This is a genomic window from Spirosoma arboris, assembly GCF_009754945.1.
In the GTDB taxonomy this organism is placed as follows: domain Bacteria; phylum Bacteroidota; class Bacteroidia; order Cytophagales; family Spirosomataceae; genus Spirosoma; species Spirosoma arboris.
On the sequence record NZ_WPIN01000005.1, the window covers coordinates 611,210 to 631,812 of the forward strand.

15 protein-coding genes are annotated in these 20,603 nt (G+C 46.6%); 8 read left to right on the top strand and 7 right to left on the bottom strand.

Annotation, left to right across the window (positions count from 1 at the left end; all coding sequences use genetic code 11):
* Nucleotides 1-14: 14 nt before the first annotated feature.
* The 6 genes from GO755_RS16495 to GO755_RS16520 all read right to left on the bottom strand — a co-directional run bounded on the left by GO755_RS16495 (nt 15) and on the right by GO755_RS16520 (nt 5,384).
* Nucleotides 15-1,004, bottom strand: a complete 990-nt coding sequence (locus tag GO755_RS16495) for a phosphotransferase (protein ID WP_157586264.1) — start codon at nt 1,002-1,004, stop codon at nt 15-17.
* A gap of 62 nt (nt 1,005-1,066) precedes the next feature.
* Nucleotides 1,067-1,270 (bottom strand): hypothetical protein, encoded by a 204-nt coding sequence (locus GO755_RS16500; protein WP_157586265.1) that lies wholly within the window; start codon nt 1,268-1,270, stop codon nt 1,067-1,069.
* Between the two features lie 92 nt (nt 1,271-1,362).
* On the bottom strand, nt 1,363-2,415 hold the full coding sequence (locus GO755_RS16505; protein ID WP_157586266.1) for a sugar phosphate isomerase/epimerase family protein: 1,053 nt from the start codon (nt 2,413-2,415) through the stop codon (nt 1,363-1,365).
* A gap of 120 nt (nt 2,416-2,535) precedes the next feature.
* Complete coding sequence (locus tag GO755_RS16510; RefSeq protein ID WP_157586267.1) at nt 2,536-3,681, bottom strand: Gfo/Idh/MocA family protein; 1,146 nt, start codon at nt 3,679-3,681, stop codon at nt 2,536-2,538.
* 109 nt (nt 3,682-3,790) lie between these two features.
* Nucleotides 3,791-4,234, bottom strand: coding sequence for a four helix bundle protein (locus GO755_RS16515; protein ID WP_157586268.1), 444 nt, complete (start codon nt 4,232-4,234; stop codon nt 3,791-3,793).
* Between the two features lie 16 nt (nt 4,235-4,250).
* Entirely contained in the window at nt 4,251-5,384 is a 1,134-nt protein-coding gene (locus tag GO755_RS16520; RefSeq protein WP_157586394.1) for a Gfo/Idh/MocA family protein, read from the bottom strand.
* 334 nt (nt 5,385-5,718) lie between these two features.
* Between GO755_RS16520 and GO755_RS16525 the strand changes: the two genes are divergently transcribed.
* The 7 genes from GO755_RS16525 to GO755_RS16555 all read left to right on the top strand — a co-directional run bounded on the left by GO755_RS16525 (nt 5,719) and on the right by GO755_RS16555 (nt 18,734).
* Entirely contained in the window at nt 5,719-6,969 is a 1,251-nt protein-coding gene (locus tag GO755_RS16525) for an MFS transporter (RefSeq protein WP_157586269.1), read from the top strand.
* A gap of 207 nt (nt 6,970-7,176) precedes the next feature.
* On the top strand, nt 7,177-7,956 hold the full coding sequence (locus GO755_RS16530) for an META domain-containing protein (protein ID WP_157586270.1): 780 nt from the start codon (nt 7,177-7,179) through the stop codon (nt 7,954-7,956).
* Between the two features lie 157 nt (nt 7,957-8,113).
* Complete coding sequence (locus GO755_RS16535; RefSeq protein WP_157586271.1) at nt 8,114-11,545, top strand: ThuA domain-containing protein; 3,432 nt, start codon at nt 8,114-8,116, stop codon at nt 11,543-11,545.
* A gap of 159 nt (nt 11,546-11,704) precedes the next feature.
* Nucleotides 11,705-13,336, top strand: coding sequence for a CotH kinase family protein (locus tag GO755_RS16540; protein WP_157586272.1), 1,632 nt, complete (start codon nt 11,705-11,707; stop codon nt 13,334-13,336).
* A gap of 98 nt (nt 13,337-13,434) precedes the next feature.
* Entirely contained in the window at nt 13,435-15,642 is a 2,208-nt protein-coding gene (locus GO755_RS16545; protein WP_227686977.1) for a penicillin acylase family protein, read from the top strand.
* 81 nt (nt 15,643-15,723) lie between these two features.
* Complete coding sequence (locus tag GO755_RS16550; RefSeq protein WP_157586273.1) at nt 15,724-17,355, top strand: TldD/PmbA family protein; 1,632 nt, start codon at nt 15,724-15,726, stop codon at nt 17,353-17,355.
* Nucleotides 17,356-17,417: 62 nt separating this feature from the next.
* The gene (locus GO755_RS16555; protein ID WP_157586274.1) at nt 17,418-18,734 is read left to right on the top strand and encodes a TldD/PmbA family protein; all 1,317 of its coding nucleotides are present in this window, start codon (nt 17,418-17,420) and stop codon (nt 18,732-18,734) included.
* 61 nt (nt 18,735-18,795) lie between these two features.
* On the opposite strand, the gene GO755_RS16560 is transcribed toward GO755_RS16555, so the two are convergent.
* Nucleotides 18,796-19,365 carry an RNA polymerase sigma factor gene (locus GO755_RS16560; protein WP_157586275.1) on the bottom strand — a complete coding sequence of 190 codons (570 nt, stop codon included), beginning with the start codon at nt 19,363-19,365 and terminating at the stop codon, nt 18,796-18,798.
* Between the two features lie 284 nt (nt 19,366-19,649).
* Here GO755_RS16560 and GO755_RS16565 point away from each other — a divergent pair, with 284 nt between their 5' ends.
* Nucleotides 19,650-20,522 carry a glycosyltransferase family protein gene (locus tag GO755_RS16565; protein WP_157586396.1) on the top strand — a complete coding sequence of 291 codons (873 nt, stop codon included), beginning with the start codon at nt 19,650-19,652 and terminating at the stop codon, nt 20,520-20,522.
* Nucleotides 20,523-20,603 lie beyond the last annotated feature (81 nt).

Below are 20,603 nucleotides of genomic sequence, written 5' to 3' on the forward strand. Positions count from 1 at the left end.
GAGTAATAATCGCTCTATTCCCCTAATTCATTAAAATCAAACCACCGTTTTACCCGAAGGTTAATAAATCGTTTTAAGTACATTTCATTCAGGAACGTATTGGACCAGTTGTCAAATCGCTCGCACTGAACCCCGATATAAAAGAAATAAATGCTTTCGGCCAGCATGGGCAAGAGTCGTTTTTCTTCATCGCTTATTTTCGTAATCGACTCATAGCCACGAAGAAAACTTTCTTTCTTTTTATTAAACTCCGCCAAATCGGTTTCAGTGCTGTGAATTTGTAAAATGTAATAGGCGATATCAAGGCACAACAAGCCGTTACCGCAGAAATCAAAATCGAAGATCGTAATCGTACCGTCGCGGGCAATATTCAGGTTATCGAACCAGATGTCTAAATGTACCCCACCCTCACGAATTTCAGACTGATCAATACGCACAAATTCGTCCAGCATATACTGCTGTGCCGTTCGCATAAACTGGAACTCTGGTGTTTCTTCTGGCAGAAATGATTTTAGCTTTTCGATGGGATCGACCAGTAAAACCTGTGGTGTGTACGTCTCTCGTTCCAGTTTAAGATTATGCGTAAGTTGATGAAACTGCGCCATAATCTGTCCGAGTTTACCATGCAACTCTTCTGAGAAAGTTAGTAGTTTTTCTCCCTCGGCAAATGAAAATAGTACGCCAAATCGCTTTCCCTCTGACGCATTAAGCTCCTGAATGAAAACCCCGCTGGCATCAGCAATTGGGTATGAAACTGGAAGACCGTTTTCCTGCAATAGGTTCAGCAATTTAATTTCTTCGCCAATTTCAGTTTTAGTGCGCCAGTCTAAACTATATACCCGAAAAATAGATTTTGCTGAACCGTCGGTCACTAAATACGAATGATTAACACCCGCTTTCAACAATTGACAGGAAGTAGTTGGACCCAGGCTGTACTGATTCTGTAAAAATTGGGCAAGGTGTGTTTTTGAGAGAATTGAACTGGAAACGGGGAAGGGTTGCATGAATGCATGGTTAAAAGGACGCAGACGAGTTCGGCACCCAATGAGAAATTTAGTACCTATGATTACTTGGCGGGATCGTACCGAGCGGCATCAATAATAGACCATAAATGAATGACCCACCCCATCAGGATAAACCAGAGAGCACCAGCTAATACAAATTGTAGAATAGCCATTAGCAGTCGCCCTTGTAAAAGTTGGCCCAAACCCGGAATAAAGAAACTACAAAGAGCAGCTAGCACGTTACCGCCCGAACCTTGACCTGCCATATGGTTTTTGTTTTAGAGTACATCTATTTTACAAAAATATGGTGTCGGGTTTTCAAACCCGACACCACGAAAAAATCACAACTACAAGCCAATTATAATCCCAATACTTTCTTATTAAACGCATCGTCAGCACCGGTTCCTGCGAAGTCATCAAACGCACGCTCAGTGACTCGAATGATGTGGCTTTCGATGAATGGTGCGCCTTCAGCAGCGCCTTGCTCTGGATGTTTCAACGCACATTCCCATTCCAAAACAGCCCAACGGTCATAATCGTACTGAGCCAGTTTAGAGAAGATGCCTGAGAAATCAACCTGACCGTCGCCCAGCGACCGGAATCGGCCTGCCCGCTCGACCCAACCCTGATACCCACCATACACGCCCTGCTTACCTGTTGGATTGAACTCGGCGTCTTTCACGTGATAGGCATAGATACGGTCGTGATAGAAGTCGATGAATTGCAGGTAATCAAGTTGTTGTAACACGAAGTGGCTAGGGTCATAGTTGATGCCTGCACGAGGGTGATTGCCTACTTTTTCGAGGAACATCTCGAAAGTAATGCCGTCATGCAAGTCTTCGCCGGGGTGTAGTTCGTAGGCCAGATCGACGCCCGCTTCGTCGTAGGCATTCAGAATAGGCAACCAGCGGTTAGCCAGTTCGGTAAAGCCTGTCTCAACAAGGCCAGCCGGACGCTGTGGCCACGGATAAATAAATGGCCACAGCAAAGCACCCGAAAAGGTAGGACTCACTTTAAGGCCAAGGTTTTTACTGGCTTTAGCAGTCATTATCAACTGGTCAACGGCCCATGCTTGCTGATCTTTCGGCTTACCCGCCAGTTCGGCGGGACCAAAACCATCAAACATAGGACCGTAAGCCGGGTGAACGGCTACTAATTGGCCTTGCAGGTGAGTAGCCAGCTCGGTGATTTCGACGCCGATATCGGAGAGTTTCCCTTTCAGTTCATCGCAGTACGTCAGGCTCTCGGAGGCTTTTTTGAGATCAATTAGACGGGGGTCCCAGGTTGGAATCTGAACACCCTTATAGCCTAAATCGGCCATGTATTTAGCAATGGACTCCAGGCTATTAAATGGTTCGGTATCTCCTAGGAATTGGGCCAAAAAGATTCCGGGCCCTTTCATTGTCTTCATGTTAAAGTAGGTTATACGTTAGAAAATAAACGCAGAGTTTAAAGAGATAAACACAGAGTTACGCAGAGAACTATCTGCTATCTCTGTGTTTTTTCTTTAAACTCCGCGTTGAAATTTACATTAAATCTCCACCCAAGCTTGCTTGCGATTGCTCTCCAGAATCTTCTCGCAAATCAGTAGTTCGCGGTAGCCATCGGCGAAGGTTGGGAATGTTGGCTTTTCGGGTTGTTTTCCGGCGGCAACAGCGTCGTATACCTCCTTGAATAACTGCTTCGATGTATCAGGAAATCCTTCGTTGTGACCACCAGGAAATGAAATTACCGAACGTGCTTCGGGGTGTGCCAGCGACGGGTCGCGCATGAACGATTGGTTGGCACCATCGCGGTTACCAATCCACATTTCGTTAGGCGCTTCGGAGTTCCAGGCATAGGTTTTCTTAGCCCCGGCAATCTCTAGCTTCATCTGGTTTTTGCGACCTGCCGATACCTGCGATACTGTAATAACTCCCCTATTGCCGTTGTCGAACTTCAGCAATACGTTAGCGTGATCTTCGGTGTTGATGGGAACATCGGCGTAGTCTTCGGGCTGAAGCATTTTACCCGAATACGTTTCAACGGGCTTCAATGGCTTTTTCCGGACTTTATGAACTGTATTGAAATCAGCCATAACGGCTACCGTTTTCAGCCCTGTAATGTATTCCAGACTATCCATCAAATGCGAACCAATATCGGCAATAGCCCGGGAATCGCCTGATTTGTCGGGTTCCAGCCGCCAGTTGTAGTCGGTGTCATAAAAAAGCCAATCCTGCAAATAGGAGCCGATAATGGAATAGACTTCGCCCAGATCATCCTGTTCGCGCATCACTTTCATCTGCCGAACCAGCGGATAATAGCGCAGGTTAAAATGGACGGCATTGACAAGCCCGGTTTCTTTCGCCAGCTTCACCAGCTCTTCAGCTTCGTGCAGATCTTTGGCTAATGGTTTTTCGCAAACAACGTGCTTACCGGCTTCCAGAGCTGCTTTTGATTGCGAATAGTGCAGGAAGTTAGGCGTACAAATGTGCACCACTTTGATGTCTTCCATCTTCAGTAAGTCGTCAAATGTACAGGCACGTTCGATGCCCAGTTGGTCGGCCTTCTGGCGAGCTAGTTCGGGGGTTACCTCGCAAAGGGCGAGAACGTTTGTATTAGGCAGGCGACGCAGCGCTTCGATATGTGCGGGGCCGATAAATCCGGTGCCAACGACACCAACATTAATTTTTTGCATGAGGGTTTAAAGAGCGAAAGAGTGAATGAGCGAAAGAGTGAAAGAGTGAATGAGCGAAGTCATTTCGCAGCAAACACTCTTTCATTCTTTCACTCTTTCACTCGTTAAATCAGTCGCTCACTGTTTTACGAGATTTAGATAAAATTTTTAAAATCTGATACCCTTCATCTGTTAAATCCTGCAAACGATGTCCGGGTAAAATATCGGTAAAGACAAGCGTTTCGAGCCAAAAGAGAGATTCGTCTAACTCTTCAAGCGTGATACTAAGCTTGGCAAAAAATTCTTTCTGGCTTCTTCCTCTACGAACAGCTCTAAAGTTAGCTGCAGCAGATGACGATGAACGAATGAGTTGATGTCCGAAATGTTGAGCGTCATAATCTTTTGGGAGCGTACGGCAAACCTTTACACAACGGAGCATAAACACCTTTAGTCGCTTTTCAAGATTATCCAGAAATTGACCTTTCGAGTAAGTCGAATAATCGGCCCAAGCCTCACTAATTAAGTTTCCACCTTCCTCAACACTCTCGCTTTCAGACATCGCTCTTTCACTCATTCTCTCTTTCGCTCATTTAGCTTACAAACTTAGTCCACTTTGTTTCCGTATTATTCGAGGCAATGACCGTGTCAATGAACGCTAAACCGCGAACACCGTCGGCGGCTTTGGGAAAGTCGTAAATTGGGTCAGGATCGCGGCCTTCCATATGTGCTTTTACGGCATAGGCGAAGTTGCGGTATAAATTGGCAAATGCTTCAAAGAAACCTTCGGGGTGGCCAGATGGCAATCGCCAATGGGCGGATGCCGAGGCTGACAATGTGCCTACGTTCGGGCGGATAATGCGCTGACCTTCCTGCGTTTTATATTTCAGTGTATTGGGTTCCATTTGATGCCATTCCAGACCACCAAGTTCACCCCAGACATAAATTTTCAGGGCATTTTCTTCACCGTTAGCAACCTGACTAGCGTGTAGAACACCTTTGGCACCACCCTCAAAGCGTAGCAGCACATTGCCATCATCGTCGAGTTGACGACCGGGTACGAATGCCGTTAAATCGGCACAGAGTTCACTGATTTGAAGACCTGTGACATACTCAGCCAGATTTTCGGCGTGGGTGCCAATGTCACCCATACAACCGGCAGCACCCGATTTAGTTGGATCTGTACGCCATATTGCCTGTTTGTAGTCATTGTGCTCCTCATCTTTCGACAGCCACCCCTGCGGATACTCGACAACAACTTTCCGGATTTTTCCCAGCTTTCCGTTCCGAACCATGTCGCGGGCTTCTTTCACCATTGGATAGCCGGTATAGTTGTGGGTCAAACCAAACACTAAACCTGACTTTTCAACGATGCCTGCCAGTTCTTTCGCTTCAGCCAGATTCAGCGTCATGGGCTTATCGCACATCACATGAAACCCATTTTCGAGGGCCATTTTAGCAGGTGGAAAGTGCATGTGATTGGGCGTTACGATGGACAAAAAATCCATACGTTCGCCTTCCGGCAAGGCTTTTTCGGCTAAGATCATTTCCTCAAACGAGGTATAAACCCGGTCTTCAGGCAGGTATAGTGCATGACCGGTCGCCTTCGATTTGTCGGGAGATGAGCTGAAACAGCCACAGACCAGTTCGATTTCGCCGTCGAAACTGGCGGCCCGACGATGAACGGCTCCAATGAAAGCATCAAGGCCTCCACCAACCATACCCATTCGCAATTTTCTGTGCATCGGTGTTAAAGTTGAGTGTCAGTAAGAAATAATTTACGATTGATTATGAACGTTTTATCAATAAGCGGTTTGTATCGGGCTGACGGTATCAACTCAACGGGAGCCGAACTTACGAATGTCTTATCGAAAGGTTATTTCACCAAGACGGATTGTCATTGAACCTACTCACTTATTTTACGGCTGGAAATTAGCTGTTTTCTCTTATTTTTCGGAAATTTTGCACAAAAACGATGGGTCAGTAGGGAGTTTATCCCGCACTGCGTCTTTTGTACTTTAATCAAATTTGTAAACTCACTAAATCCCTCTCTTGTAGAAAATGAATCAAACCGTCAATCCTTCGCGGCTATTCCTGGCCAGTTGCCTTGCCATTATTACTACCGCCTTTTCGTTCAGTATTCGGGCAGGTATTTTGCCTCAGTTGGGTACTGAGTTCGGGCTGACTGCCGAGCAGTTAGGCTTTATTAATTCGATGTTCTTTTTCGGTTTCCCAATTTCAATGGTCATTGGTGGTATTGTTTACCATACAGTGGGTCCCAAAATTATTATGCAGGTGGCCCTTGTCGCACACACATTGGGCATTTTATTAACTATTTATGCAACCGGATATACAGGTCTCTTACTTTCAACATTCTTCATCGGTTTTGGGAATGGTTGTACAGAGGCTGCTTGTAATCCAATGATCGCCGATATGTACACCAGCAGCAAGCTTAACAAAATGTTAGGCCGGTTTCACATGTGGTTCCCTGGCGGCATCGTGATTGGTAGTTTGATATCCAAATTTATGACGAGTGGAGGCTTCTCCTGGCAGGCTCAAATTTGGGTTCTTATGCTGCCTACAGTAGTTTATGCATTCCTATTTTTTGGCCAGGCTTTCCCAAAACCAAAAGTAGAAGGCGTTACATCACTAGCGAAAAACTTCCAGGCGATGTTAACCCCTTTATACATCGCTCTGTTCTGCTGTATGGCCCTGACAGCCATTACCGAATTTGGTCCTAACCAGTGGGTAGCCGTTGTCTTGAGCAGTAGTGGAGCAGATGCCATGTTGGTTTTAGCCTTAACATTTGGCGTAATGACTGTCGGCCGGCTTTTCACAGGTCCGGTTGTAGGGCAGTTTGGGCAGACAGGTGTTTTATTGGGCGGTGCCGTTTTAGCCACCATCGGTATTTATATGTTCAGTACCGTTACGGGTCCGATAGCCTATTTAGCCGCTGTTATATTTGGTCTTGGTGTGTGCTTTAACTGGCCAACCATGATCGGCTTTGTCGCTCAGCGGGTTCCCTTAAGCGGAGCATTGGGTATGTCTATTATTGGTGGAGTGGGGATGTTATCAACGTCCATTTTCCAGCCCATCATTGGCCGATGGATTGATACAGATCATGCCGAGAATGCAGCCAAAGGTCTAACTGGATCGGAGCTGGAATTAGCCGCCGGACAAGCTACCCTTTCGACCATGATGACGTTTCCGATCATTCTCATCGTTGCTTTCACACTTCTATGGTTCTGGTTGCGGAACAGCAAAGCGGGCACCGTTGATGAAAGTGTAGTGATGGAGCAGCCTCAATTGTAAAAATCGGAGGTATCCCTAGCCATTTTCAACTCGTTACCAAAGGCCCGAAGCTGAGCAGCTTCGGGCCTTTTTTGTGCGCTCTACTATCGGAATAATCATTCAGAAACCGCAGCAAGGCAGTTTCTGAATGGAGATCAGAACGTAGTGTAATTAAACTTTCCTGACGGCAATGAGTCTTACAAACAGAATTTACTCGCTCTGGAACTCATGCGAATACTCCTGTTTGGTTTTTTACTATTGGTGGTAGCCTGCCGTCGTCCATCAACCCAGTTTGCGGCTATGATGACACCCGTCAATCAACCCGTTGACTACAGTCGAAATCTGAAAGCGGGTGACGAACTCATTGCTATGGGGAATGATCCTGGCTGGTCGCTAACCCTCAATCCGTCTAAAGGGTTTCTAAAATTCAATGCACGAAATGGCGATAGCGTTACGATAGCCGCTCCTGAACGACAAACAGACTCCGAGGGGGTTTTGCGATACAATGCAGTAGCTGACAGTACCCAATCGGGTCGGATAAACATTTTATTCAGGCCCGACAGCTGCGTTGATAAGCTATCCGGCCAACGTTTCGACTATCGCGTAGAAGTTGACTACCGGGGCAAAAATTATGTAGGTTGTGGTGTATCACTACGAGAGTTAGCGTTACTACAGGATATCTGGGTACTCGCCAGTTTTCAGGGTAACCCAGTCCCTGCCGGTAGTTCACGAAACGAAGTACCCCGGTTAGAAATTTCACTGACTGAAGGTCGTGTAACGGGAACAACCGGCTGTAACCGACTTAGTGGAACCATTAAGGCCGATACGCACAAAATACTATTTGGGCCATTGGTTACTACTAAAATGGCTTGTATGGGCGAAGCGGGTCAGTTTGAATCCAAGTTCCTGCACGAATTGGTCGAACCGCTGGACTATCAGGTTAGCGAAGGCAAGCTCACCTTACGACGTGCTGGCAAGGTAATAATGGTCTTTAAAAAAGTAGATTAGTGTCATTTTAACCTTTATTTTAAGCGAACGCATACATGGTAACGTTCGCTTTTTTGTTACTTTTGTTCTCAATAAAAGTCAATCAAATCCGAAAATAAGTTAAGCTACAACTGGCTTTTGACTGTTTACAAACCAATCTGCATAAATTCCCAAACCTATGAAAAACTTACGGCTTCACTCCCGGGCACTATTGCTGGTGGGCGTGCTGGCAACTGCCGTGTCTATCCCGACTAATTCGGCATGGGCGCAAACGACGGCCAAGCGTACGACCAATAAACCGGCTATGACCGGGGCCGAAACGCCCGTGGCGCTGAACCGGGTATTGGTCTTTTCAAGAACGAAAGGGTTCCGGCATGCTTCTATTCCTGTTGGAAAACTAGCCATCATGAAACTCGGCAAGGAAAACGGTTTCGCCGTCGATACAACCGAAGATGCCACAAAAATTAATGAGGCAAACCTCAAACGGTACAGTGCTGTCATCTTTCTGAGCACCACCGGTAATATACTCGACGAAGGCCAGCAAGCCGCTTTTGAGCGATACATTCAGGCAGGAGGTGGTTTTGTTGGTATTCACGCAGCTGCCGATACCGAATATGACTGGCCGTGGTATAACCAACTGGTGGGTGCTTATTTCTTGAACCACCCGAAGCAGCAAAACGCCGAAATTGATATCATAGACAAAAGTCATCCGTCTACGAAAATGCTGCCCGACGTTTGGAAACGCTGGGATGAATGGTATAGTTACAAGAGCATTCAGCCCGATCTGAAAGTACTGGGCAAACTGGATGAAAAGACCTACGAAGGTGGTAAGAATGGCGATAATCACCCCTTTATCTGGCATCACGATTTCGATGGTGGTAAGGCGTTTTACACAGGTGGTGGTCATACGGACGAATCCTACGCTGATCCGCTCTTTTTGCAGCATATTCTGGGCGGCATAAAATCAGTTATGGCAACCAGCCTGAAGTTTGGCCAGGTTAAAACGCAACCGTTTCCAGAAGAAAACCGCTTTGACCAGCAGGTATTGATTCAGGGAATGGATGAACCGACCGAATTGGCTGTACTGGACAATGGTAAGGTGTTATACGCTCAACGCAAAGGCGAATTGACGGTGTATGACCCGCAAAAAAAAAAGGCAAAAATAGTCGCTAATTTCCCGGTCTTCACCAAGTTCGAGTATGGCCTGATGGGGCTGAACATTGACCCGAACTTCAAGCAGAACAAGTGGATTTATGTGTATTACTCGCCTTTAACTGGCGCAACTGCTGTTGACACGGCTCAGCATCTGTCGCGTTTTGTGTACGACGACGTTCGGGATACCGTATTACTCAATACCGAAAAAGTACTTCTGACAATTCCGGTTAAACGTGATGGTTGCTGCCATACCGGCGGTTCAATTGCCTGGGACCGGAAAGGGAACCTGTATCTATCGGCTGGCGATGATACAAATCCGTTCAACTCAGATGGCTATGCACCGATTGACGAGCGTCCGGGCCGGAGTGGCTGGGACGCTCGCTTAACGTCGAGCAACACCAATGATTTGCGCGGCAAAATTATGCGGATTCACCCCGAAGCCGATGGTACCTATACCATTCCTGAAGGCAATCTATTTCCAAAAGGAAACCCCAAAGCCCGGCCCGAAATTTACGTAATGGGTAACCGCAACCCATACCGCATTTCGGTCGACCAGCGCACAGGATTTCTGTATTGGGGCGAAGTAGGTCCTGATGCTGGTAACAACAGCGACAAATATGGTCCACGTGGTCATGATGAAATGAATCAGGCCCGGAAGGCCGGTTATTTCGGCTGGCCGTTGTTCGTTGCTGACAACCGCCCCTACCACCAGCGCACCTTTGCCGACAGCACAACAGGGCCTTTGTTCGACCCGATGAAGCCTATCAACAATTCGCCGAATAACACCGGGCTAACCGAATTGCCTCCAGCACAAAAAGCGTTCATCTATTACCCATACGCCGACTCGCCCGAGTTTGGTGAAATCGTAGGCAAGGGTGGCCGGAACGCTATGGGTGGCCCGGTTTATTACTACGACGATTATCCAGAAACGTCTGTAAAATTCCCCCGTCATTATAACGGCAAGTTCTTTGCGTACGACTGGATTCGTGACTGGATTCATCCGGTTACGATGAAAGAAAATGGTGATTTCGTGAAGATGGAGACATTCATGCCAAGCACGAAATTCTCGCACATCATCGACATGCAGTTTGCCAATGATGGTTCGCTTTATACAATTGAATACGGCCAGAAGTGGTTTGGTGCTAATGCCGATGCTCGCCTGTCGCACATTACGTATAATGCAGGTAACCGAAAGCCGGTTGCTGTTGCCAATGCCAACAAAACGGTTGGGGCAGCCCCACTAGTCGTGAAGTTCGATTCGAAAGGCTCGATGGATTATGATGGTGATGCGCTGAAATATGAATGGTCGTTCGGGAAAGGAGCGCCTTCGCAAACAACGGCAAACCCAACCGTTACTTTTAGCAAACCAGGTACTTATCCAGCAACGTTGAAAGTGACCGATGCCGCTGGAAACGTAGCAACGAAGGCAATGGAGATTAAAGTTGGTAACGACGAACCCAAAGTTGAAGTAGCTGTAGCGGGCAATAAAACGTTTTACTTCCCTGATAAGCCAGTTAAATACGCGGTAAAAGTCGTTGATAAAGAAGATGGTACCTTGCAAAAAGGAATCAGTCCCGACGACGTAACGATGACGATTGACTATCTTGAAGGCTTCGACAAAACGATGTTGGCACAGGGTCACCAGGCCAATACGGGTAACTCGACCGGCAAACGGTTGATGGAATTAAGTGACTGCAAAGCCTGCCATTCTATCGATCAAAAGTCAATTGGACCAGCCTACATCGAAGTAGCGAAGAAATACAAAGGTTCTCAGGTTGAAAGTAAACTAGTTCGGAAAATTATTTCAGGCGGTGGTGGTGTCTGGGGAGAACAAGCCATGAGTGCTCACCCACAGTTGAAAGAAAGTGAGGTCACAGACATGGTTCGTTACATTCTGTCACTGGCTGATGAGAAACCTGCCAATCGCAAACCGATTGCGGGCGATTACGTGCCGGTACAGCAGAAAAAAGATGGCTCGTACATTCTGACCGCCAGCTACACCGATCGGGGTAATGGCGTTATCGGGCCCTTAACTGGTTCAACCTCATTGGCACTTCGTTCGCCATCGGTAAAAGCAGTTTCTGCAGATGGAAAACAGGATATTTTTGAGTACGATGTACCGAAATTAGGCCCTTCCGCTATCGGTACAAAATCCGGTAGTTTCCTGGAATTCAACGACATCGACCTGACCGGTATTCATGCCCTTATGCCATCCGTATTTGCGTCAAATGATCAGGTAGCTGGCGGCAAACTCGAAGCCAGACTCGACTCGCCTACCGGCACATTGCTTGGTGAAGCAGATGTAAAACAGGGCGCTACGGGGCCTGTCAGTTTGCCCTTCCGTCAGCCGGTTCAGGGCGTACATAAACTGTATCTGGTTTTCGTAAATCCTAATGCTGGGCCAAAAGCATTGTTCGCGATCGATAAAGTACAATTCAGCACGCAGGGCATGTAGCCTAGTATCATTTTTGACAACCAAAGCGCCCCGGTCATCATTGGCCGGGGCGCTTTTAGTATAGGTTCTTGAGTACGGGGATGATTATTCAACAATTCAAAACTTCTTTCATCCAAAAAAATAACTGTATTTTTATACGCTAATTGCTATCCCAATCCTATGCGAATTTTCTGTTTGGCTTTACTTCTCAGCGTCTGTTTACTTCATCTCTCGGCTTTTTCGCAAACGCTTACGTCGTCTAATCTCCCTATTCTGATCATCAATACGAACGGACAGACCATTATTGATGATCCAAAAATTGTAGCCAATTTACAGATTATCGACAATGGCACTGGTAAGCGCAATAACGTAACCGACAAGCCTTCATTTACCAGCAAGATTGGCATTGAATTACGAGGAGCCACTTCACAGGATTTCCCCAAAAAGCCATATGGATTTGAATTGCGTGACACTACAGGCCTAAATTCAGTAAATGCCTCTGTGCTGGGTATGCCCTCCGAATCGGACTGGGTACTCAACGCTACCTACAACGACAAAACCCTGATTAGGGAAACGCTTACCTATGATCTTAACCGGCAGTTGAGCAAATATTACACGCCACGCTACCGATACTGCGAGGTAATTCTGAATGGGAGTTACAATGGAATTTACATTCTTTTCGAGAAAATCAAGCGCGACAAAAACCGGGTCAATGTTACCAGTATTAAGAAAACCGATGTGTCGGGCGACGCATTGACGGGGGGGTATATTTTCAAGGTCGATAAAACCGCAGGATCGGCATCACGTGAATGGAATTCAGCCTACAAAACCAACGGGAAAAATATCCTGCTTCAGATTGATCGCCCAAAGCCGGAAGACCTCGCCGAAGAGCAATTTCAATATGCTAAACAATTCATAACCGACTTCGAGAATACACTGAAAGGGGCGAACTATCAGGACTCACTGGTGGGCTATCGAAAGTACATTAACGACGACTCGTTCGTCGATTATCTGCTCTTGACGGAAGTCTGTAAAAATGTAGATGGCTATCGGCTCAGTTCATTTTTTTACAAAGATCGCGACAGTAAAGGGGGGAAATTGGTTATGGGACCAATCTGGGATTACAACCTAACCTATGGGAATGCCAACTACTGCAATGGTAACCCATACCAGGGTTGGTCGTATGATTTTACCCGCACCTGCCAAACGGATGATTTTCAGATGCCATTCTGGTGGGATCGCCTGCTAACCGACAAGGCGTTTGCCAATAAGGTACGCATCAAGTATCAGGCACTTCGCAAGAATGTACTCAAAACCGAACGGATTCAAACCTACATCGACTCGGTAGCCACAGAACTCACTGAAGCACGCACCCGGAATTTCCAGCGGTGGCCAGTTATTGGCGTATACGTCTGGCCGAATGGCTATGTTGGGCAAACCTATCAGCAGGAAATTGATTATCTGAAAACCTGGGTAAAAAACCGGTTAGAATGGATAGATAGTGCCATTCTGCCTTTTGGTACCGATTTACTAGCCACCGAATCAACCGATTCCTTTAAACTAACGGTGAGTCCAAATCCATCGGCAGGTGATGTTACGGTTCAGTATCAGCTGAAACAACGCGCCAACGTACGCGTAACCATTACCGACGCCACCGGGCGAGTCACACATACCATTACCTGGCCTAATCAATCGGCGGGCGAGCATCAGGAAATGATACCAGCTCGTTCATTACCCGCTTCGCAAGGCACCTATTTCCTACAACTGGATGCCGACGGACAACCGGTTAGTCGGAAGCTGCTTCGGCTTTAAGGTAATCATTTGATAAATAAACGCGATAGGGGTACCTTCTCTCTCTGTTCGATTGTCTTCCAGGTAACAGTAAACTGGATGAGTTTAACACCTGATTGATGATGCCTATAAAAACCTATTTCTTTCTCGTCTTCTTCTTTGGTTTGTGGGTCAATTTTACGTTTGCCCAGACACCATTTTCTACCCAGGAAATCAGCGCGCTGGAAAAGCAGGCTAAAGGCATTGAAATTGTTAAAGATACCTATGGGGTTCCTCATGTATACGCCAAAACCGATGCCGACGCCGTTTTTGGCCTTATGTACGTGCAGTGCGAAGAGTTTTTCGACAAAGTAGAAACCTCAATGATCAGTCGCCTGGGTCGGACTTCTGAAATTGAAGGCGAATCTGCTATTTACAGAGACCTCTGGTCGCGTATGTTTATTGACTCTGCTCAAGCTGTTAAGTTATATAAGACAACGCCGGACTGGCTGAAAAAACTCTGTGACGCTCACGCTGCGGGAATCAATTATTACCTAATTACTCACCCAGCGGTGAAACCCAAGCTGCTTACCCGAATAGAGCCCTGGATGATTCTAATGAATAATGTGCCCGCTATGGCTGGTAGCAACGTCAGCGAAGCAGATTTCAAGGCTTTTTACTTGAAAGAAGTGGCTCAAAACCCCACGGGCAGCCGGAGTTTTACAGCCGAACCGCCCAAAAACGATGGCTCCAATGGTTGGGCGCTGGCTCCATCCCGAACGAAAAGTAAAAAGGCGATGCTCTTCATTAATCCGCACGCTGAATACTACGGGCGAATTGAAATTCAGCTGGTTAGCAACGAAGGGTTAAATTCGTATGGTGCTCCTTTTCTGGGCCAGTTCAACATTTTCCAGGGTTTCAACGAATTCTGTGGCTGGATGCACCCCGTTTCCCTGTCGGATGCCAAAGACTTATACGCTGAAGACGTCGAGAAGAAAAAAGGAACGTGGATGTATCGCTATGATGGTCTCTGGAAACCGGTCGATAGTACCCTGATCGAGCTTCGCTACAAGAAAGGAACGAGTTGGGCAAGCAAGAAATTCGTCACCTATCGCACCCATCATGGCCCGGTTGTATACGCCACCGCTACACGCTGGATTACTCTGAAAACCTTCGAGCCCAACATCGAGCTGCTGGGTATGCACTGGCTCAAAATGAAGGCCCGTAACCTGAAGGAATTCACCACAGCCATTAATGCCCGTGCCATGGTGGGGAGTAATATTGTGTATGCCGATAAGGCTGGAAATATCGCCTATTGGCATGGCAATTTCGTTCCAAAGAAAAATCCATTGCTCGATTGGAGACGACCTGTGGATGGAACCACGTCGGCTACCGAATGGCAGGGTACGCACGAATTGACCGAAATTCCTCACTACATTAATCCGACAAATGGCTGGCTACAGAACTGTAATTCAACACCTTTGTACGGAGCGGGTGAATTATCGACCGAAATGCTGAAACTACCAGCCTATATGCTACCTGATGGCCACACACCTCGGGCTGTTCATGCCGTTCGCGTACTGACACCCTTGAAAAATGCGACGATGGACGATGTCATTGCCGCTTCCTATGATACATATCTCCCTAGTGGCGAACGGTTTATTCCTAGTCTGATTGCTGCTTATAATGCGGTAACCAATGATTCTCTGCGAGCTAAACTGGGCCAACCCATCGACGTTTTACAAAAATGGGATTTTAAGACGGATACAAATTCTGTAGCGACTACGCTAGCTGTACATTGGCTGGAAAAAGTCATTGCCCTGGATATGGCCCGACTACCTAAACCTGCTACCACAGAGGAACAATACTCGCTGACAAATGGCGCAGCGGTTAGCACCGAATTTCTCTCGCCCATAGAGCAAGTCACAGCGCTGGCGCAGGTAGTAGCCGATCTCGAGAAGGAATTTGGAACCTGGCAGGTCGCCTGGGGAGTGGATAATCGCTTTCAACGGATAATAGAAAGCGAACCCAGCGATGATAAACTCAGCTGGGGTGTACCGGCAACCCCTGGTTTTATGGGTTCGCTCAATGCTTATGTAAGCCGGAAGACATCCAAAACACATAAACGCTACGGTATTACCGGCAATACCTTCGTCGCAGCGGTTGAATTCGGCGATAAGCTTCGAGCCAAGACGATTCTGACGGGTGGGGCCAGTTCAGATCCAACGTCTCCGCACTATACTGATCAGGTAAAGGGCTATATTAACGGCCAATACAAAGAAATTTATTTCTACAAAGACGACGTGTACAAGCATGCCGAAAAAATCTATCATCCTGGCGATAAGTAATTAAACGTTCCGGGTTACAGGCTCCATGCTCATAGCTGGAACTTGAAACCTGAAATACCATTCCTAATACCCATCACCCTTATGAAAAGACGTGAGTTTGCGAAATTATCCGGCCTTGGAATGAGCGTGGCTCTATTCTCTGCTGGCCGTCGGGTTTCGGCGGAGGATCTACTTAACCCGTGGTTAGACGTGTCTTTAAAAAAACGGCTGGCCGATGTAGCGTTAAATGCCGCTAAGAGCAAAGGGGCTACCTATGCCGATGTACGCATTGGCCGGTATCTGCGGCAGTACTTATTTACCCGCGAAAACAAGGTTCAGAATATTGTTAATTCGGAATCGTATGGCATTGGTATTCGAGTCATTGCCAATGGCACCTGGGGGTTTATGTCAACAAACGAAATGTCGCCAGAAAGCATTGCCGAGTGTGCTGGATCGGCAGTTGAGATGGCTAAAGCCAATGCAGAAATTCAGTTGGAGCCCGTCGTTTTGGCTCCACAAAAAGGCGTCGGCGAAAAGACCTGGAAAACACCTATTCTGAAAAATGCGTTTGAGATTCCAGTCAAAGAAAAGATAGACCTGCTGATGGAAGTAAACGGAGCTGCAATGAAAAACGGCGCTTCATTTGTTACCTCCAATCTCTTTTTTGTCAACGAGCAGAAATATTTTGCCTCTACAGATGGGTCGTATATTGATCAGGATTTTCACCGGATGTGGCCAACGTTTACGGTTTCTGCTGTCAATAAACAGACGGGGCGCTTCAAATCCCGCGATGCCCTGAGTGCACCTATCGGCATGGGTTATGAATATCTGGATGGCAGGGATTCCGAGAAGATTGTGGTTCCTAACGGTCCTACAATCTATCGGTATTCTTACAATATGATCGAAGATGCGACCCTGGCGGCCTTGCAAGCCAAGGAAAAACTCACGGCAAAATCGGTACCGGCAGGAAAATACGACATGATTCTGGACCCATCCAATCTAGGATTGACAATTCACGAATCTGTCGGCCACCCGCTGGAACTCGACCGCGTACTTGGTTATGAAGCCAATCTGGCAGGTACCAGCTTTGCAACGATGGAAAAGTTGCAATCGAAAAACTTTCAATATGGTAGTAAAATCGTCAACCTAAAAGCCGATAAAATTCAACCGAATACAATGGGTTTAGTCGGCTACGACGACGAAGGAGTTCCCGCTAAACAGTGGAATCTCGTAAAAGACGGAATCCTGGTCAACTTTCAGGCTACCCGCGATCAAGTTCATTTGCTGGGTGAAAAAGAATCGCAGGGATGCAGCTTTGCCGAAAGTTGGGATAGCGTCCAGTTTCAACGGATGCCAAACGTTTCGCTGCAACCAGGCCCCGACAAGTACAGCATTCACGATATGATCAAGGATACCGAGAAAGGCATATACATTCTGGGGCGAGGCTCGTCGTCCATTGATCAACAACGGTATAACTTTCAGTTCAGCGGTCAGCTCTTTTACGAAATCAAAAACGGAGCTATCGTTGGTATGCTTGATGACGTCGCCTACCAATCCAATACGCAGGAGTTCTGGAATTCCTGCGCTCGAATTTGCGACAAAGATGACTACCGTTTATTCGGTACCTTCTTCGACGGAAAAGGCCAGCCAGCGCAGGTAAGTGCGGTCTCACATGGTTGCCCCACCACGCGATTCAATGGCGTAAATGTGATCAATACGGGTCGGAAAATATAGTTTACTGTTCCATAGTGTTTATCGATAGAATCTGGAACATACTCCCTAACTACAAACTAACCATGGCCATTTTATCTCAGGAAGACGCCAAAAAGCTTATAGATAAGGTTTTGAGTTATTCCAAAGCCGACGAAATAAAGGTCGAATTAACCGGAGGGCGAGCCGGCAATATTCGCTTCGCCCGGAACTCGGTGTCTACTGCCGGTGCCTCCAATACGCTTTCATTATCTGTAACATCGGTGTTGGGTAAAAAAACGGGTACGTCTGACATCAACGAATTTGATGATGCTTCGCTGGAAAAAGCCGTTCGCCGGGCCGAGGAAATGGCACGTCTGGCCCCCGAAAATCCCGAATATGTTCCAATGCCAGGGCCGCAAACGTATGCCCAGTCTCAGGCTTTCGTTGACACGACTGCGAACATGAGCGCGCCAGATCGAGCCAAACTTGCAGGGGCCAGTATTAAATCCATCATGGCAAGTCAATTGAGCGGGGCCGGTTTCCTGGAAGACTCCGCCAACTTCAACGCCATTGGCAACAACAAAGGGTTGGTTGGCTATCACAAAAGCACAAGCGTCGATTTTTCACTAACCATACGTACGCCTGATGGCACAGGTTCTGGTTATGCCGCAGGCGATTTTAACGATGTCAGCAAATTAAATACAGGTGCCTTAACGGACGTAGCCATCCAAAAAGCAAAGGCTTCTCAAAAGGCCATCGCCCTGGAGCCGGGGAAGTATACCGTCATCCTAGAACCATTGGCTGCTGGCGAGTTGGTGCAATTCATGGTACGGGCAATGGATGCTCGTACGGCCGACGAGGGTCGAAGCTTTCTGAGCAAAAAAGGAGGAGGTACTCGATTAGGTGAAAAAATACTGGATGAACGAGTTAGTATTTACTCAGATCCTGCCAACGTTCAAATCCCTGGTTCCCCGTTTTCTAGCGAGGGCTACGCCCATGAAAAGGTGACGTGGTTTGATAAAGGCGTGGTAAAAAATATGACCTATTCTCCCTATTGGGCTCAGCAAAAAGGGGTAAAACCACTGCTGCAACCGTCGGGTTTTGTTATGGAGGGTGGTACGCAATCCTTAGCCGAATTGATTAAGGGCACAGAAAAAGGTATTCTGGTCACGCGCTTCTGGTATACTCGCTGGCTCGATCCTCAAACACTTCTCTATACCGGATTAACCCGCGATGGAACGTTTTACATCGACAAAGGCCAGATCAAATACCCAGTGAAAAACTTCCGGTTTAACGAAAGTCCGGTCATTATGCTTAACAATCTGGAAGCCCTGGGTATTCCAGTACGTACCCGTGGAAATTTAGTTCCACCAATGCGCATTCGTGATTTCACGTTCAGTAGTCTTTCCGATGCGGTCTAGCCAAAATCGTCACGGAGCTACATAACTAACCATCAGGAAATCTCTACCTATTCAACTATTCCTACAGATAGGCTAAAGGAGTAATTCCCATGTCTTTTTCAACAGCATATTTGATCACTTTCATCGATTTGACCATGTGTTTCTTGATTGCATGATTGGATACACCCAAAATTTGAGCAGCTTCTGCATAACTTTTTTCCTGTTGCCTGCATAGTTTAAATACGGCACGGCTTTGAGGAGGTAATGTATCAAGAATAGCCTGAAGAAAATGCTGGTATTCGTTCACTAAAATCGCTTCTTCTGTATAATTTTTTGACATACAATACCTGCTTAAAACATCGGTCTTTATCCGATCTTCTACAGCAGCGCGTTTCAGGAAATTAAACGTGTGATTTTTGGTTATTGCAAACAAATAGGATTTAAAGGAATTAATTTCTCGGATTGTGAACCGGTCCTCCCATATTTTCATAAATACTTCCTGGCAAATATCATCTGAGAGTTCGGGGGATTTTATAAATTTATAGACTAAGCGATAAAGACCAGGTCGATAAAAGTCGTATAGCTTGCTGAATGCTTTTTCGTTTCCCGTTGATATTTGGGTAAGCAAAATCCTTTCATTTAAAAAAGTCATTGACTGAAGTGAGTTAGTTGTCAGATCACAGCAAATCTTACCGAAAGCCTAAAAAATCACATTAATTTAAAATTTTATTTTGTTTTACAATTAAATATAAAAATATAATTCCAAATACCATCTTTAAGAAGAAACAAATCCTACATTCACCCTTTAGTATTAGCTGAGTAGCCCAAGGTTAATTCGATACGTCGAATCACACGGATAGACGGCATATGTCTGTCTGGCAGCTAACGAAAACGGCCTTATCTTTACCGACTCGTAGTCAACCCAATCCGTTTTTCATGAAAGTAGCCGGATTCAGTTTTATCCGTAATGCCGTTCAATTCGATTATCCTATTGTTGAGGCTATCACTTCTGTCCTACCCTTGTGCGATGAGTTTATCGTCGCCGTTGGCGATTCAGATGATGATACGCTGGGATTGATTGAAGCCATTCCATCGGATAAAATCCGCATCATTCGAACGACCTGGGATGACAGCGCCAAAGCAGGTGGACGTGTACTTGCCCTGGAAACCGATAAAGCATTAGCCGCTATTTCGCCAGATGCCGACTGGGCATTTTACATTCAGGGCGACGAAGTATTGCATGAACAGTCCATTCCAGTTGTGAAGGAAGCCATGCAACGTTATCTGAATGACAACCATGTGGAAGGGTTTTTATTTAAGTACCTCCACTTCTACGGCTCATACAGCTACGTGGGCGATTCCCGGCGATGGTATCGGCGCGAAATACGGGTAATTCGAAATACGGGAAATGTGGTGTCGTATAAAGATGCGCAGGGCTTTCGGACGCGCGATAACCAAAAACTGAAAGTCAAACTGATTGATGCGTACATCTATCACTACGGTTGGGTGAAGCCTCCCGAAACGCAGAAAAAACGGCTCCGCAACGCCAATCACTTCTGGAACACCAGCGAAACCATTGCCAAAGCCGATGCGAGTGTCGATGCGTTCGATTATGGCCAGATTGATTCACTGGCGCACTTCACGGGTACACACCCCGCTGTTATGCAAGCCCGCGTTGACCGTCTGAACTGGCCATTTACCTTCGATACCAGTCAAAAGCGCTATTCGGCGCGAGTGCGTTTTCTAGCGTTCATCGAAAAATTAACCAGCTGGCGAATTGGAGAATATAAGAATTATAAAAAGATATAAAAGTAGTAAGTAGTAAGTTCTATAGTAATAAGTGGCTAACGCGAAAACAGTATTCATGCGCCAGCCACTTACTACTTTAGA

What these genes read in the sequence shown, in the direction of transcription:
- GO755_RS16540 (WP_157586272.1), top strand. Translation starts at nt 11,705, where the DNA reads ATGCGAATTTTCTGTTTGGCTTTACTTCTCAGCGTCTGTTTACTTCAT.
- GO755_RS16500 (WP_157586265.1), bottom strand. Translation starts at nt 1,270, where the DNA reads ATGGCAGGTCAAGGTTCGGGCGGTAACGTGCTAGCTGCTCTTTGTAGT.
- GO755_RS16510 (WP_157586267.1), bottom strand. Translation starts at nt 3,681, where the DNA reads ATGCAAAAAATTAATGTTGGTGTCGTTGGCACCGGATTTATCGGCCCC.
- GO755_RS16505 (WP_157586266.1), bottom strand. Translation starts at nt 2,415, where the DNA reads ATGAAGACAATGAAAGGGCCCGGAATCTTTTTGGCCCAATTCCTAGGA.
- GO755_RS16520 (WP_157586394.1), bottom strand. Translation starts at nt 5,384, where the DNA reads ATGGGTATGGTTGGTGGAGGCCTTGATGCTTTCATTGGAGCCGTTCAT.
- GO755_RS16550 (WP_157586273.1), top strand. Translation starts at nt 15,724, where the DNA reads ATGAAAAGACGTGAGTTTGCGAAATTATCCGGCCTTGGAATGAGCGTG.
- GO755_RS16515 (WP_157586268.1), bottom strand. Translation starts at nt 4,234, where the DNA reads ATGAGTGAAAGAGCGATGTCTGAAAGCGAGAGTGTTGAGGAAGGTGGA.
- GO755_RS16525 (WP_157586269.1), top strand. Translation starts at nt 5,719, where the DNA reads ATGAATCAAACCGTCAATCCTTCGCGGCTATTCCTGGCCAGTTGCCTT.
- GO755_RS16560 (WP_157586275.1), bottom strand. Translation starts at nt 19,365, where the DNA reads ATGACTTTTTTAAATGAAAGGATTTTGCTTACCCAAATATCAACGGGA.
- GO755_RS16535 (WP_157586271.1), top strand. Translation starts at nt 8,114, where the DNA reads ATGAAAAACTTACGGCTTCACTCCCGGGCACTATTGCTGGTGGGCGTG.
- GO755_RS16545 (WP_227686977.1), top strand. Translation starts at nt 13,435, where the DNA reads ATGATGCCTATAAAAACCTATTTCTTTCTCGTCTTCTTCTTTGGTTTG.
- GO755_RS16565 (WP_157586396.1), top strand. Translation starts at nt 19,650, where the DNA reads ATGAAAGTAGCCGGATTCAGTTTTATCCGTAATGCCGTTCAATTCGAT.
- GO755_RS16555 (WP_157586274.1), top strand. Translation starts at nt 17,418, where the DNA reads ATGGCCATTTTATCTCAGGAAGACGCCAAAAAGCTTATAGATAAGGTT.
- GO755_RS16495 (WP_157586264.1), bottom strand. Translation starts at nt 1,004, where the DNA reads ATGCAACCCTTCCCCGTTTCCAGTTCAATTCTCTCAAAAACACACCTT.
- GO755_RS16530 (WP_157586270.1), top strand. Translation starts at nt 7,177, where the DNA reads ATGCGAATACTCCTGTTTGGTTTTTTACTATTGGTGGTAGCCTGCCGT.